Below are 13,401 nucleotides of genomic sequence, written 5' to 3'. Positions count from 1 at the left end.
CATACCCATTTTATTATTATAAGGTGCACTTACGCCTATGAAGCCCTCTATCGTCGCCAAACTGGAAGCATTGCACGAGCGCCATGAAGAAGTTCAGGCGCTGCTCGGCGATGCCGCAACCATTGCCGACCAGGAACGTTTTCGCGCTCTTTCGCGCGAGTATGCGCAATTAAGTGATGTTTCAAAATGCTTTACCGACTGGCAACAGGTTCAGGAAGATATTGAAACCGCGCAGATGATGCTCGACGACCCGGAAATGCGCGAGATGGCGCAGGAAGAGCTGCAGGATGCCAAAGTCCGCGCGGAAGAGATGGAGCAACAGCTGCAGGTGCTGCTGCTGCCAAAAGATCCGGACGATGAACGCAACGCCTTTGTCGAAGTCCGCGCCGGGACCGGCGGGGACGAAGCGGCCCTGTTTGCCGGGGATCTGTTCCGCATGTACAGCCGCTACGCTGAATCCCGCCGCTGGCGCGTGGAGATCATGAGCGCCAACGAAGGCGAACATGGCGGCTATAAAGAAGTGATCGCCAAAATCAGCGGCGACGGGGTATACGGTCGTCTGAAGTTTGAATCCGGCGGCCATCGCGTGCAGCGCGTCCCGGCCACTGAATCTCAGGGGCGTATTCACACCTCCGCCTGCACCGTGGCGGTGATGCCCGAGCTGCCGGAAGCCGAACTGCCGGACATCAATCCGGCAGATCTGCGTATCGATACCTTCCGCTCCTCCGGCGCGGGCGGTCAGCACGTTAACACCACCGACTCCGCGATCCGTATTACCCACCTGCCAACCGGCATTGTGGTTGAGTGCCAGGACGAACGTTCCCAGCACAAAAACAAAGCCAAAGCATTGTCGGTGCTCGGGGCGCGTATTCACGCCGCGGAAATGGCCAAGCGCCAGCAGGCCGAAGCCTCCACCCGTCGCAACCTGCTGGGCAGTGGCGATCGCAGCGATCGCAACCGCACCTATAACTTCCCGCAGGGCCGCGTCACCGATCACCGCATCAACCTGACCCTTTACCGTCTGGATGAGACCATGGAGGGCAAGCTGGACTCCCTGATCGAACCTATCGTGCAGGAGTACCAGGCCGATCAGCTGGCGGCGCTGGCAGAGCAGGATTAATGGATTTTCAGCACTGGCTACAGCAGGCGATTAGTGCGCTGGCGGGAGGCGAAAGCCCCCGTCGCGATGCGGAGATCCTGCTGGAGCATGTGACGGGCAAAGCACGCACCTGGATTCTCGCCTTTGGTGAAACCGAGCTCACTGCTGACCAGCAGGCTCAACTTGACCAACTCCTGGCCCGCCGCAAGACCGGCGAGCCGGTGGCGCACCTGGTAGGGGAGCGAGAGTTCTGGTCGCTGCCGCTGTATGTCTCGGCGGCCACCCTGATCCCCCGTCCCGACACCGAGTGTCTGGTGGAGCAGGCCCTGGCGAGACTGCCCGCCACGCCCGCGCGCCTTCTCGATTTAGGTACCGGCACCGGGGCCATTGCCCTGGCGCTGGCCAGTGAGCGTCCGGATTGTCAGGTTACCGCCGTGGATGTCATGCCCGATGCGGTGGCGCTGGCACAGCGCAATCTTGCGCGTCTGGCGCTGCCTAACGTCACGGTGCTGCACAGCAGCTGGTTCACCGCCCTCGGCGATCGGCAGTTTGAGATGATCGTCAGCAACCCGCCCTACATTGATGAAGCCGATCCGCATCTTGCCGAAGGCGATGTGCGCTTCGAACCGCGCAGCGCCCTGGTTGCTGGCGATCAGGGGCTGGCCGATCTCAGCCATATCATTACTCAGTCTCGCCAGCACCTGGTGAGCGGCGGCTGGCTGTTGCTGGAGCACGGCTGGACCCAGGGTGAAGCGGTGCGTGCGCTCTTACTGCAGGCCGGTTTTGACCAGGTTGAAACCTGTCGCGACTATGGCGGCAATGAGCGTCTGACCCTGGGCAAACGGCCATGAACAGCTTCTCTGTGCTGATTACCTTGCATCTGGCCGCCGTCACCCTCACCATCAGCTTTTTCGCGCTGCGTTACTGGTGGCGTTACAGCAATAATCAGCTGATCAACGCCCGCTGGGTGCGCATTCTGCCGCACTGCATTGACACCGTACTCTTTGTGTCGGGTGCGGGGTTAATGTGGGTAACGGGTTATCTGCCGTTCACCGATGACGGTGCATGGCTGACTGAGAAGCTGTTTGGCGTTATCATCTACATCGTTTTGGGTTTTATTGCGCTGGGGCGTCATCGTCCGCGCAGCCAGCAGGTGGGGTTTATCGCCTTTCTGCTGGGGCTGGTGGTGCTGTACATCATCATTAAACTCGCCACCACAAGAATACCGTTACTGGGGTAAGTCATGGAGTCCTTGGCCGATTTCGAATTTAACAAAGTGCCGTTGTGCGATGGAATGATCAAAGTATCAGAGATGATCCGCGATGATTTCATTTCACAATATGTCTACGACGAGCTGGAGAACCTGGTGAGTCTGGCGCGTGAAGAGATAAGTCAGGCGCGCCCGCAGGACTGGCAACTGGAGAAACTGATTGAGCTGTTCTACGGCGAATGGGGCTTTTGCGATACGCGTGGCGTGTATCGACTCTCCGATGCCCTGTGGCTCGATCAGGTACTGAAAAACCGTCAGGGTAGCGCTGTCTCCCTGGGGGCCATTTTATTATGGGTGGCGCACCGCCTGGATATTCCGCTGGTGCCGGTCATCTTCCCAACGCAGATGCTGCTGCGTGCCGAGTGGCTTGATGGCGAAATGTGGTTAATCAACCCGTTCAATGGCGAAACCCTCGACGATCATACGCTGGATGTCTGGCTGAAGGGCAACATCAGCCCGATGGCAGAGCTCTACAACGAAGATCTGGACGAAGCGGATAACGCTGAAGTGGTGCGTAAGCTGCTGGACACCTTAAAATCGGCGCTGATGGAAGAGCGGCAGATGGAGCTGGCGCTGCGTGCCAGCGAGGTGCTGCTGCAGTTTAACCCGGAAGATCCGTATGAGATCCGCGACCGGGGTCTGATCTACGTCCAGCTCGAGTGCGACCACGTCGCGCTGACTGATTTGAGTTATTTCGTTGAGCAGTGCCCGGAAGATCCGATCAGCGAGATGATTCGCGCGCAGATTAATTCCATCGCGCATAAACAGATTACACTGCATTAATCTTAACTCCGATTCACCCTGAATAAGGCGATTCTATGAAACAAAAAGTGGTTAGCATTGGCGATATCAACGTGGCGAACGACCTGCCGTTCGTGCTGTTCGGCGGCATGAACGTTCTGGAATCCCGCGATCTCGCGATGCGTATCTGCGAACACTACGTGACCGTGACCCAGAAGCTGGGCATCCCGTACGTGTTTAAAGCCTCTTTTGACAAAGCCAACCGCTCCTCTATTCACTCTTACCGTGGCCCGGGCCTGGAAGAGGGGATGAAGATTTTCCAGGAGCTGAAGCAGACCTTTGGCGTGAAAGTGATCACCGACGTCCATGAAGCCAGCCAGGCGCAGCCTGTGGCCGACGTGGTTGACGTGATCCAGCTGCCAGCGTTCCTTGCCCGTCAGACCGACCTGGTCGAAGCGATGGCGAAAACCGGTGCCGTTATCAACGTGAAAAAACCGCAGTTCGTGAGCCCTGGCCAGATGGGTAACATCGTTGATAAGTTTATCGAAGGCGGTAACGACCAGGTGATCCTGTGCGACCGTGGCGCTAACTTCGGTTACGACAACCTGGTTGTGGACATGCTGGGCTTCAGCGTGATGAAGAACGTCTCTAACCAGTCGCCGGTGATCTTCGACGTGACCCACGCCCTGCAGTGCCGCGACCCGTTTGGTGCAGCCTCCAGCGGCCGTCGTGGTCAGGTTACCGAACTGGCGCGCGCCGGTATGGCAACCGGTCTGGCAGGCCTGTTTATCGAAGCGCACCCGGATCCAGCCAACGCGAAATGCGACGGCCCGTCCGCGCTGCCGCTGGACAAGCTGGAGCCGTTCCTGAAGCAGATCAAAGCGATTGACGACCTGGTTAAGAACTTTGAAGAGCTGGATACGTCCAACTAATCCAGAAAATGAAAAACCCGCGAAATAAAAGCAAAAAGGCAACGTAAGTTGCCTTTTTTTATGTGTTCTCCCTCTCCCTGTGGGAGAGGGCTGGGGTGAGGGCATCAGGCCGCACAGTGTAATGCCCGGCGGCGCTGCGCTTGCGCGGGCCTACGGGGACGATTTTCGCCCTCTCCCTGTGGGAGAGGGGCGGGGTGAGGGCATCACGCAAATATCGTCATCAGATAGGCTGCAAACAACGCCATATGCGCTGCGCCGTTAAGCACATTGGTGCGCCCGGTGGAGAACGAAATCTGGCACAGCAGCAGCGACGCTACCATCACAATCATCTCTGGCGCGCCCAGGCTGAAATGCAGATCGTTCCCGGTCAGGAAGGCAATCAGCGTCACCACCGGAACGGTCAGGGAGATGGTCGCCAGCACCGAACCAAAGAACAGGTTCATCGCGCGCTGTACCTGATTGTTCAATACCGCACGCAGTGCTCCCAGCCCTTCCGGGGAGAGAATTAACAGCGCGACCAGGAAGCCGGTAAAGGCCACCGGCGCGTTCAGCTCGGTCAGCAGCGTTTCCAGCGGGTTCGCATTCATCTTGGTGACGGCGATAACCGCAATCAGATGCACGACCAGCCAGATAGTATGCCACAGGCTACTGTGGGCAGACGGCTTGCCGTGGTGCGGGTCATCGTCGTCGCCCTCATCTTCATGCTCATACACGAACAGGCTCTGGTGCGTTTTGGTCTGGATCAGCAGGAATACGCCGTACATCGCCGCTGAGATCAACGCCACCAGCAGGGCCTGTCCGGTCGTAAAGTTGCCGCCCGGCAGTGCCATCGGGAATACCAGCACGATAATCGCCAGCGGGAAGAGGGCGATCAGATACTGCTTAATACCAAACAGGTTCAGGTACTGGGTTGCAAATTTGCGCCCGCCCAGCAGCAGTGAGAAGCCAACCAGCCCCCCGGTAACAATCATAATGATGGAGTAGAGCGTATCGCGCATCAGGGTCGGCGCCGCGTCACCGGTCGCCATCAGGGCAGAAATGAGGCTTACTTCGAGAATAACGACGGAAAGACTTAAAATCAGCGAGCCGTAGGGCTCTCCGAGCCGGTGGGCCAGCACGTCGGCGTGACGGACAACGCTGAAGGCACTGCTCAGAATACCAACAAGTGCCAACATATTGATGCCGATGACCACTGGCAGCGACTGACTACTTCCCCAGAAGAGCAGCACGGCCAGGGCCAGCACCGGGAAAATGAGAGACGTCTCCTTATGACGGGTTTTCACCGTCTCGTGTGCGGTTGTCATGTAATTCTCCAGAGTTGCAGGTGCTTATTATTGTAGACAGAAAAAGAGGACGTTAAATTAACAGATTACCGTTAAATTCTGATTATCTTTTACTTAATTTTACGGTATGAGGTGATTATTGTCTGAGAGTGACATAATAGACCATCTTTTATAAATATATCCTTAATAACAGCTAATTAAGAAAAATAATTATCCGATTATCAATTTGACTGGAAGCCTCAGCCATCGTCGACCACACTTATTAATTGATTAAAAAGAGGGGTTTGACATGCCATACAAATCGAAAAGCGATTTACCGGACAACGTTAAGCACGTACTGCCGGCACATGCTCAGGATATTTATAAAGAAGCCTTCAACAGCGCCTGGGATCAGTACAAGGATGAGGAGGACCGCCGGGGGGATGCCAGTCGGGAGGAGACCGCGCACCGCGTGGCCTGGGCGGCAGTGAAGAATGACTACGAGAAAGGTGATGATGATAAGTGGCACAAGAAGAAATAGCGCCAGCCTGATTGCCTGTGTTTATTAGTTTGCACCCTGCGCTTTGACTTTTGTGGCGGTTGCGCTATCGCTGTATTGCACCCGGCGAGTTTATTGCATATCGTCACGGTACTGCTTTCTAATTGAGCAGTAAAAAGACCCGGAAGGTTCATAAAAGTGTGCGCAGGGAAGCAGGCAGTGGCGGAGGTGCAATATGTTAACGCGTGATTTTCTTATGAAGGCTGACTGTAAAACGGCTTTCGGTGCGATTGAAGAATCGCTGCTTTGGTCAGCCGAACAGCGTGCGGCATCGCTGGCGGCAACGCTGGCCTGTCGCCCGGACACCGGTCCGGTGTGGCTCTTCGGCTACGGTTCTCTGATGTGGAACCCGGCGCTGGAGTTTGTCGAATCGGCCACCGGCACCCTGCCGGGCTGGCACCGCGCATTCTGTCTGCGCCTCACCGCCGGTCGCGGCAGCGCCTGCCAGCCAGGTCGTATGCTTGCACTGAAAGAGGGCGGGCGCACCACCGGCGTGGCCTATCGCCTGCCGGATGCGACGCTGGAAGAGGAGCTGGCCCTGCTGTGGAAGCGTGAGATGATCACCGGCTGCTATATGCCGAGCTGGTGCAAGCTGGAACTTGATGACGGACGCACCGTTAATGCGCTGGTGTTTATTATGGACCCGCGCCATCCGCTGTTTGAAGCCGACACCCGGGCACAGGTTATTGCCCCGCTGATTGCGGCGGCCAGCGGCCCGCTGGGTACCAATGCGCAGTATCTCTTCTCCCTCGATCAGGAGCTGACGCGACTGGGTATGCGGGATGATTGTCTGAATGAGCTGGTATCGCGCGTGCAGGCCTTGCTCGACGGCAGCCATCCCGACAGTCCGCTGAATGCGAGCTTCGCCTGAAAAAACGCCCGGTGGCCTTGTGGACACCGGGTTAACATTAAATGCGGAAATGTCCGGCGGTTTCAGCCAGCTCGCCTGCCTGACCCTGCAGGGCGCTGGCCGCGGCGGCCGACTCTACCACCAGCTCGGCGTTCTGCTGCACCATGCTGTCGAGGTGGGTTACCGCCCGGTTAATCTCCTGAATACCTTTCATCTGCTCGCTGGTGGCGACGGTGATCTCCCGCATGATCCCTGACATGCTGCCGATGCTGGTGACAATCTCATCCATACTCTGTCCGGCCAGGTGCACATAGCGTGAACCGGTCGCCACGCTGTCAGTGGTGGAGTCGATCAGACTTTTGATCTCTTTTGCCGCCTGGGCGCTGCGGCTGGCGAGGCTGCGCACTTCCCCTGCGACAACCGCAAAGCCACGACCCTGCTCACCCGCGCGCGCCGCCTCAACCGCCGCGTTGAGGGCCAGAATATTGGTCTGGAAGGCGATGCCGTCGATCACACTGGTGATATCGCCGATTTTGGTCGAGGCGGCTTCGATGGACTGCATGGTAGTGATCGCCCGGGAGACCACGTTCCCGCCGCGGGTAGCGGCCTCGGAGGCTTTGCCCGCCTGCTCGTTGGCGATGGCGGCCGATTCGGTCGACTGGGCGACGGAGGCGGTGATCTGCTCCACGGCGCTGGCGGTTTCACGCAGGCTTGAGGCGGCCCGCTCGGTACGGCCAGAGAGATCCTGGTTCCCGGCGGCGATCTCCTGGGCGGCGTTTTTCACCGAGGCGCTGGCGTCACGCAGCTGCACCATCACCACCGAAAGTTTGTCGCTGAAGGCGTTAAAGGCATGGGCGATCTGCGCCACCTCATCCTCGCCTTTCTCCGGCAGACGCTGGGAGAGATCGTTGGTGCCGTTGGCGATGGCGTGCATCGCATCGCGAATATCCGACAGGCGCTTCAGCAGGCGGGCAATCACGAAATGCACCACCACGGCGCTGAGCAGGACCAGGATCACCAGCGACAGGGAAGAAGCTTTCAGCAGGGTGCGCATCCCGGAGGTGGCATCATCGCTGTCGAGAGCAACGACCAGCTGCCACTGGGTTCCGGCAATCGGGGTGGCGGCAAAGGTTTTGCTCGCGTCGTTAAACTGGCCTTCGGCGTTCTTGCCGCTCTTGAGTGCATTCAGATCGACGCCGGTAATGACATCGGTGAAGGCTTTCAGGGTCAGGGCAGGGTCGTTGGCAGCGATCACCGTCCCGTCACTGTCAATCAATAGGCCGCTGCTGGCCGGGGTCGGACGAATGCCGCGCACGTTGGCGATCACGCTGTCCATTGCCACGTCACCCGCCAGCACGCCTTTCAGCTCGCCGTTCTCTTTCACCGGCACAGCAAAAGTGACCACCAGCTTCTTAGTGCCGGTATCGACATAAGGGGCCGTGACGATCGCCCGATCTTCTTTCACCGCCTGCTGATACCACGGGCGGATAGTCGGATCGTAATCGGCAGGCACGCCGTCCGGATTGGAGAACTTCGCGGTTTTGCTGGCATAGCCGACATAGACGTTGATGAACCCGCCCGCCTGCGCCAGCTGTTTGAACATGGGCACTGGATCGTCACTCAGGGCGACGCTCTGCAGGGAGTTAATAATAGTGGTTTTGCTGTTAACCCAGTCGGCGATTGCCAGGCTATGGCTGGCGCTGGTGCTGGCCAGCATATCGCGTTGCGATTGTTGATTGTCCTGGCGCGTGACCTGGAAATTAATCACGGTATTCAGAAGGAGCGCGGCGATCAGACATCCGACCGTCGCCGCAATAATACGAGCGCGAATTGACCTGAACATAATGTAATACCTGCTGTGTTGTTGTAAGAAGCCTATCGGCATCGGGCAGGCAAACTTGATGCTGGAACCGCGCTCATAAGAAAAAAATATTTCAGTTAAATCATTATTAGAAAGTTAATAGTTTATCGGCGGATAATGTCCACTGCGCCAGCTCCACCAGGGTGCCGATTTCCACCCCATCGATCAGCGGCAGGGCGCTGATGCCGCGGCCGTCGGTGCAGGTCTTGCACAGTTTCACCGGCACGTTTTGCGCGGTCAGGATCTCCAGCATCTGCTGAATGTTATATCCCTCGGCAGGCTTCTGGCCGCGCAGCCCGGCGGTTACCGCGTCGGACATTAAAAACAGGCGCAGATCCAGGTCGCTCTCCTGTTCGCGTAAGGCAATCGCCAGCCGCAGGCTGTTAAACAGGGATTCACTGCCATAGGCCGCACCGTTGGCGACTATCACGATCTTCTGCATCTTGACTCCTGAAAGGTAAAAAGGCATGAAAATTGCTTCTCTCAGTCAAACACTGACCCGGGAGAGGAAGCATGACTAACATCACCGGTGCCACCGAATGGTTTCAGCACGCCCGACTAATGCGTAAACAGCAGCTGTGCAAACTGGCGCAGTTGGGCCAGCTTGTCAGCCGGATCAGCCATCTTGCGCACATGCTACAGTGCGAGCGCGGGGCTTCCAACATCTGGCTCTGTTCTCAGGGCACGCTGTATGCCCTGGAGTGTAAAGCCAGCCGCGCGCTGGTGGATGAGCATCTCCGGGCGCTGCACCAGGCCCTGGGTACGCCGCTGATGGCCAGCGGTGCCCTCAGTGAGCGGGTGGGGAATGCCCTGCAGAGCCTGGAGCAACTTCCCGCCCTACGCGAGGCGATTACCGCCTGCGCGCTGCCCGCCGATGTGGCGATGGAGCGCTACAGCCGCACCCTGCGCAACCTGCTCAGTATCGTACCCCAACTCAATGACAGCATTGACGATCCGCAACTCGCCGGCAGGTTTGTTGCCCTTTACAGCCTGATGCAGGGCAAAGAGCTGGTCGGCCAGGAGCGGGCGCTGGGGGCGATAGGCTTTACCCAGGGCTTTTTCAGCGAGGAGATGCGCCAGACCCTGGTGGATCGTATTGACGGGCAGCAGGCCTGCTTCGAGATCTTTCTCTCCCTGACGCCTGCCAGCCTGCATGACCATTTCAGCCTCAGCGTGCCGGGGGCCGAAACCGAACAGCTGCGCCGCCTGGCCTGCACCCGACAGCCCGCTGCAGATAAGGGCGTGCTGGCGCTGCACTGGTTCTCATTGCAGACCGAACGTCTCGAACATCTGCGCGGCCTCGAAGAGATGCAGATTGCCGATCTGATGCTGGCGGTGGAGACCCTGATTGGCCGGGCCGATGAGGATTTACCTGAGGAGCCGCCGTCGCAGGAGCCGCTGTCTCTTTATCCGCAAAAACCGCTCCTGCCCCTGGTGCGCCAGCAGGCCCGGGAGATCGAACAGCTCTCCCGCCAGCTGGCCTCAATGCGCGATACCCTTGAGGAGCGCAAGTTGATCGATAAGGCCAAAAGCGTGCTGATGACCCATCAGCAGATGAGCGAGGAGCAGGCCTGGTGTCAGCTGCGCAAGATGGCGATGGATAAGAACCAGCGGATGGTGGATATCGCCCGGGCGCTGCTGACGGTGAAGGCGCTCTGGCAACAGTAGATGCACTCCCGCTGGGCAACGCTTGCATGGTTGAGGTGCGTTACCGCTGTCCGCTGGCATAAAATGCCCGGATTCTAAGAGGTTAAAAGCTGGCATCCCCTTTGCATTACTGAATTAACAATTTGAGACGACGCGCCAACGGCGGTGCGACGGTCTTCAGGATAAAGGCGTCCTGCAGTGCTTCGGCACTGCCGGGCGCTTTTTTTTGGCTTTTTTTCAGGAGTGAGCATGGTGGAATGGACAAGGCGGCGTTTTTTACAGGCCAGCGCGCTGGCAGGCGGGGCGCTGATATTACCGGGCGTCATGCAGGCTGCATGGGCCGCAGGCTCCGATAAACCGGAACTCGAGACGGTGCGCGTGGGCTTTATTCCGCTCACCGACTGCGCGCCGCTGGCGATCGCGGCCTATAAAGGGTTCGATAAAAAATATGGCTTCACCCTGGTGCCCACCAAAGAGGCCAGCTGGGCGGCGGTGCGCGACAAGCTGGTGGCCGGGGAGCTGGATGCCGCGCACATTCTCTATGGCCTGCTGTACGGTCTGGAGCTGGGCATCGCCGGCAAACCTAAGCCGATGGCCAACCTGATGACCCTCAACCAGAACGGCCAGGCGATCACCCTGTCGAGCGATCTGGCCCAACAGGGCGTGCGCGACGTCGAGGGTCTGAAGAAGCTGATCGGCCAGCAGGCGCCGGGCACCTACACCTTTGCCCATACCTTTCCCACCGGCACCCACGCCATGTGGCTCTACTACTGGCTGGCCAGCGCGGGCATTAACCCCTTTGACGACGTGCGCACCGTGGTGGTGCCGCCGCCGCAGATGGTGATGAACATGCGTATCGGCAATATGGTCGGCTTCTGCGTCGGCGAGCCGTGGAACGCCCGGGCCATTAACGATCGCATCGGCTTTACCGCTGCCACCTCCCAGTCTATCTGGCCGGAACACTCGGAGAAGATCCTCGGCACCCGTCAGGAGTGGGTTGACGCCCACCCCAACACCGCCCGGGCGCTGGTCAGTGCCCTGCTGGAGGCTCAGCGCTGGATCGACGCCTCGCCGCAGAATAAACAGGAGACCGCCCAACTGTTGTCCCGCCGCGCCTGGCTCAACACCAAAGAGCAGTACCTCACCGGGAGGATGCTGGGCGAGTACGACAACGGGGTGGGGCAGCGCTGGCAGGATGCTCACCCGATCCGCTTCTTTGAGGACGGGGCGGTCAGCTACCCGTGGCACTCCGACGGAATGTGGTTCCTGACCCAGTTCCGCCGCTGGGGGCTGCTGAAAACCGACCCGGACTACGCCGCCGTTGCCCAACGCATCAACCGCACCGACGTCTGGCAGGACGCCGCCACCGCAGTGGGCGGCATTCGCGCACCATCCTCGCCGCTGCGCAGCAGCACCCTGATGGACGGCACCGTCTGGAACGGCACCGATCCGAAGGCGTACGCCAACCGTTTTGCCATTCACCGTACAGGGGCATGATATGAAAAAAGTCAACACCAAAGCGGCACCCGCTGCGCCGGTCAGCGGAGAAGTGATCGCCCTGCCACCGGTGCAGGTGCGCCGTCGTACACCCGCGTTTGCTCGCCGGATGAACGACCTGCTGCAACGTCTTATTCCGGCTCTGCTCGGTCTGGGGCTACTGGTCATCGCCTGGCAGCTGGCGGCCATCAACAGCAAAGGCTTCCCGACCCCGCTCAGCACTCTGGATTCGGCCATCACCCTGTTTGCCGACCCGTTCTATCGCGACGGGCCGAACGATATGGGGGTGGGCTGGAACGTGCTGGCCTCGCTGCAGCGTGTCGCCATTGGCTTTGGCCTGGCGGCGATTGTCGGGATCCCGCTCGGCTTTATGATTGGCCGCTTTACCTTTCTGGCCCGCATGTTTAACCCGCTGATCGCGCTCCTGCGCCCGGTCAGTCCGCTGGCCTGGCTGCCGATTGGCCTGCTGCTGTTCCAGAAAGCAGAGCCCGCATCCAGCTGGACCATTTTTATCTGCTCGATCTGGCCGATGGTCATCAACACCGCCGAAGGAGTGCGCCGCATTCCCGAAGACTACCTCAACGTGGCCCGGGTCCTGCAACTCTCCGAGTGGACAGTGATGCGCCGCATTCTGTTCCCCGCCGTGCTGCCTGCGGTGCTGACCGGGGTACGCCTCTCCATCGGCATCGCCTGGCTGGTGATCGTTGCCGCCGAGATGCTCACCGGGGGCCTGGGGATCGGCTTCTGGATCTGGAATGAGTGGAACAACCTCAACGTCGAAAACATTCTCATCGCCATCGTCATTATCGGCGTGGTGGGTTTGCTGCTGGAGCAGGGGCTGATGCTGATCGCCCGCCGTTTCAGCTGGCAGGAAAAATAAGGAGCGCACATGAAACCATTAATTCAGGTCCAGGCCGTCAGCCAGCGTTTTTCCACCGCCAGCGGCGAGTTTCTGGCGCTGCAGAACGTCTCTTTTGATATCCACGAGGGGGAGACCGTCAGCCTGATCGGCCACTCCGGCTGCGGCAAATCGACGCTGCTGAACCTGATCGCCGGGATCACCTTGCCGACGGAAGGCGGGCTGATCTGCGACAACCGCGAGATCGCCGGGCCGGGTCCGGAGCGGGCGGTGGTGTTCCAGAACCACTCCCTGCTGCCGTGGCTCACCTGCTTCGACAACGTGGCCCTGGCGGTGGATCAGGTGTTCCGCCGCAGCATGAGCAAGACCGAGCGCCGGGAGTGGATCGAACACAACCTCGATCGGGTGCAGATGGGGCACGCCATCCACAAGCGTCCGGGGGAGATCTCCGGCGGGATGAAGCAGCGGGTCGGCATTGCCCGCGCCCTGGCGATGAAGCCGAAAGTGCTGCTGATGGATGAGCCGTTCGGCGCGCTGGATGCCCTGACCCGTGCCCACCTGCAGGATTCAGTGATGAAAATTCAGCAGGAGCTCAATACCACCATCGTGCTGATCACCCACGACGTCGACGAGGCGGTATTGCTCTCGGATCGGGTCCTGATGATGACCAACGGCCCGGCGGCGACCGTCGGCGAGATCCTGCGCGTCGACCTGCCGCGTCCGCGTAACCGGGTGCATCTGGCGGAGGAGAGCCGCTATCACCATATGCGCCAGCAGATCCTCCATTTCCTCTACGAAAAACAGCCGAAAGCGGCCTGAGGAGC

14 protein-coding genes are annotated in these 13,401 nt (G+C 59.3%); 11 read left to right on the top strand and 3 right to left on the bottom strand.

All coding sequences use genetic code 11. From position 1 onward, the window contains the following. Nucleotides 1-37 precede the first annotated feature (37 nt). The 5 genes from prfA to kdsA are packed head-to-tail and all read left to right on the top strand — an operon-like array spanning nucleotide 38 to nucleotide 4,042. The gene (prfA, locus tag G7090_RS13205) at nucleotides 38-1,120 is read left to right on the top strand and encodes a peptide chain release factor 1 (RefSeq protein ID WP_106993217.1); all 1,083 of its coding nucleotides are present in this window, start codon (nucleotides 38-40) and stop codon (nucleotides 1,118-1,120) included. Then, nucleotides 1,120-1,950 (top strand): peptide chain release factor N(5)-glutamine methyltransferase, encoded by an 831-nt coding sequence (prmC, locus tag G7090_RS13200; RefSeq protein WP_166182727.1) that lies wholly within the window; start codon nucleotides 1,120-1,122, stop codon nucleotides 1,948-1,950. Before prfA ends, prmC begins: the two co-directional genes overlap by 1 nt. Next, a complete protein-coding gene (sirB2, locus tag G7090_RS13195) occupies nucleotides 1,947-2,339 on the top strand; it encodes an invasion regulator SirB2 (protein WP_106993215.1) in 393 nt (130 codons plus the stop codon). Before prmC ends, sirB2 begins: the two co-directional genes overlap by 4 nt. Before the next feature lie 3 nt (nucleotides 2,340-2,342). Beyond that, complete coding sequence (sirB1, locus tag G7090_RS13190; protein ID WP_166182726.1) at nucleotides 2,343-3,152, top strand: invasion regulator SirB1; 810 nt, start codon at nucleotides 2,343-2,345, stop codon at nucleotides 3,150-3,152. Between the two features lie 35 nt (nucleotides 3,153-3,187). Then, nucleotides 3,188-4,042, top strand: a complete 855-nt coding sequence (gene kdsA / locus G7090_RS13185; protein WP_106993213.1) for a 3-deoxy-8-phosphooctulonate synthase — start codon at nucleotides 3,188-3,190, stop codon at nucleotides 4,040-4,042. A 203-nt stretch (nucleotides 4,043-4,245) separates the two neighbouring features. Here kdsA and chaA read toward each other — a convergent pair whose 3' ends face one another. Next, nucleotides 4,246-5,346, bottom strand: a complete 1,101-nt coding sequence (gene chaA / locus G7090_RS13180; protein ID WP_166182725.1) for a sodium-potassium/proton antiporter ChaA — start codon at nucleotides 5,344-5,346, stop codon at nucleotides 4,246-4,248. Nucleotides 5,347-5,614: 268 nt separating this feature from the next. Here chaA and chaB point away from each other — a divergent pair, with 268 nt between their 5' ends. Further along, nucleotides 5,615-5,845: a putative cation transport regulator ChaB gene (gene chaB, locus G7090_RS13175; protein WP_166182724.1), complete on the top strand. Its 231-nt coding sequence runs from the start codon at nucleotides 5,615-5,617 to the stop codon at nucleotides 5,843-5,845. A gap of 193 nt (nucleotides 5,846-6,038) precedes the next feature. Continuing rightward, a complete protein-coding gene (locus tag G7090_RS13170; protein ID WP_166182723.1) occupies nucleotides 6,039-6,734 on the top strand; it encodes a gamma-glutamylcyclotransferase in 696 nt (231 codons plus the stop codon). A 37-nt stretch (nucleotides 6,735-6,771) separates the two neighbouring features. Here the strand turns inward: G7090_RS13170 and G7090_RS13165 are convergent, their stop codons facing one another. Together G7090_RS13165 and ychN are read right to left on the bottom strand one after the other, a co-directional pair. Further along, on the bottom strand, nucleotides 6,772-8,556 hold the full coding sequence (locus G7090_RS13165; protein ID WP_166182722.1) for a methyl-accepting chemotaxis protein: 1,785 nt from the start codon (nucleotides 8,554-8,556) through the stop codon (nucleotides 6,772-6,774). 106 nt (nucleotides 8,557-8,662) lie between these two features. Continuing rightward, nucleotides 8,663-9,016 (bottom strand): DsrE/F sulfur relay family protein YchN, encoded by a 354-nt coding sequence (gene ychN, locus G7090_RS13160; RefSeq protein WP_166182721.1) that lies wholly within the window; start codon nucleotides 9,014-9,016, stop codon nucleotides 8,663-8,665. A 71-nt stretch (nucleotides 9,017-9,087) separates the two neighbouring features. Here ychN and nasR point away from each other — a divergent pair, with 71 nt between their 5' ends. From nasR to G7090_RS13140, 4 genes are all read left to right on the top strand, one after another. Next, the gene (gene nasR / locus G7090_RS13155) at nucleotides 9,088-10,242 is read left to right on the top strand and encodes a nitrate regulatory protein NasR (RefSeq protein WP_166182720.1); all 1,155 of its coding nucleotides are present in this window, start codon (nucleotides 9,088-9,090) and stop codon (nucleotides 10,240-10,242) included. A gap of 228 nt (nucleotides 10,243-10,470) precedes the next feature. Beyond that, nucleotides 10,471-11,718, top strand: a complete 1,248-nt coding sequence (locus G7090_RS13150) for a CmpA/NrtA family ABC transporter substrate-binding protein (protein WP_166182719.1) — start codon at nucleotides 10,471-10,473, stop codon at nucleotides 11,716-11,718. A gap of 1 nt (nucleotide 11,719) precedes the next feature. Further along, the gene (gene ntrB / locus G7090_RS13145) at nucleotides 11,720-12,598 is read left to right on the top strand and encodes a nitrate ABC transporter permease (protein ID WP_166182718.1); all 879 of its coding nucleotides are present in this window, start codon (nucleotides 11,720-11,722) and stop codon (nucleotides 12,596-12,598) included. A 9-nt stretch (nucleotides 12,599-12,607) separates the two neighbouring features. After that, nucleotides 12,608-13,396: an ABC transporter ATP-binding protein gene (locus G7090_RS13140; RefSeq protein WP_166182717.1), complete on the top strand. Its 789-nt coding sequence runs from the start codon at nucleotides 12,608-12,610 to the stop codon at nucleotides 13,394-13,396. The last annotated feature ends 5 nt before the right edge of the window (nucleotides 13,397-13,401 follow it).

Origin of the sequence: Leclercia sp. 29361 (genome assembly GCF_011290365.1) — a bacterium.
Taxonomy (GTDB): Bacteria; Pseudomonadota; Gammaproteobacteria; order Enterobacterales; family Enterobacteriaceae; genus Enterobacter; species Enterobacter tamurae.
Note: the sequence above shows the minus strand (reverse complement) of the source record. Positions and strands in the feature narration are given on the sequence as shown.

What these genes read in the sequence shown, in the direction of transcription:
- G7090_RS13140 (WP_166182717.1), top strand. Translation starts at nt 12,608, where the DNA reads ATGAAACCATTAATTCAGGTCCAGGCCGTCAGCCAGCGTTTTTCCACC.
- sirB1 (WP_166182726.1), top strand. Translation starts at nt 2,343, where the DNA reads ATGGAGTCCTTGGCCGATTTCGAATTTAACAAAGTGCCGTTGTGCGAT.
- ychN (WP_166182721.1), bottom strand. Translation starts at nt 9,016, where the DNA reads ATGCAGAAGATCGTGATAGTCGCCAACGGTGCGGCCTATGGCAGTGAA.
- kdsA (WP_106993213.1), top strand. Translation starts at nt 3,188, where the DNA reads ATGAAACAAAAAGTGGTTAGCATTGGCGATATCAACGTGGCGAACGAC.
- prfA (WP_106993217.1), top strand. Translation starts at nt 38, where the DNA reads ATGAAGCCCTCTATCGTCGCCAAACTGGAAGCATTGCACGAGCGCCAT.
- nasR (WP_166182720.1), top strand. Translation starts at nt 9,088, where the DNA reads ATGACTAACATCACCGGTGCCACCGAATGGTTTCAGCACGCCCGACTA.
- chaA (WP_166182725.1), bottom strand. Translation starts at nt 5,346, where the DNA reads ATGACAACCGCACACGAGACGGTGAAAACCCGTCATAAGGAGACGTCT.
- sirB2 (WP_106993215.1), top strand. Translation starts at nt 1,947, where the DNA reads ATGAACAGCTTCTCTGTGCTGATTACCTTGCATCTGGCCGCCGTCACC.
- prmC (WP_166182727.1), top strand. Translation starts at nt 1,120, where the DNA reads ATGGATTTTCAGCACTGGCTACAGCAGGCGATTAGTGCGCTGGCGGGA.
- G7090_RS13150 (WP_166182719.1), top strand. Translation starts at nt 10,471, where the DNA reads ATGGTGGAATGGACAAGGCGGCGTTTTTTACAGGCCAGCGCGCTGGCA.
- G7090_RS13165 (WP_166182722.1), bottom strand. Translation starts at nt 8,556, where the DNA reads ATGTTCAGGTCAATTCGCGCTCGTATTATTGCGGCGACGGTCGGATGT.
- G7090_RS13170 (WP_166182723.1), top strand. Translation starts at nt 6,039, where the DNA reads ATGTTAACGCGTGATTTTCTTATGAAGGCTGACTGTAAAACGGCTTTC.
- ntrB (WP_166182718.1), top strand. Translation starts at nt 11,720, where the DNA reads ATGAAAAAAGTCAACACCAAAGCGGCACCCGCTGCGCCGGTCAGCGGA.
- chaB (WP_166182724.1), top strand. Translation starts at nt 5,615, where the DNA reads ATGCCATACAAATCGAAAAGCGATTTACCGGACAACGTTAAGCACGTA.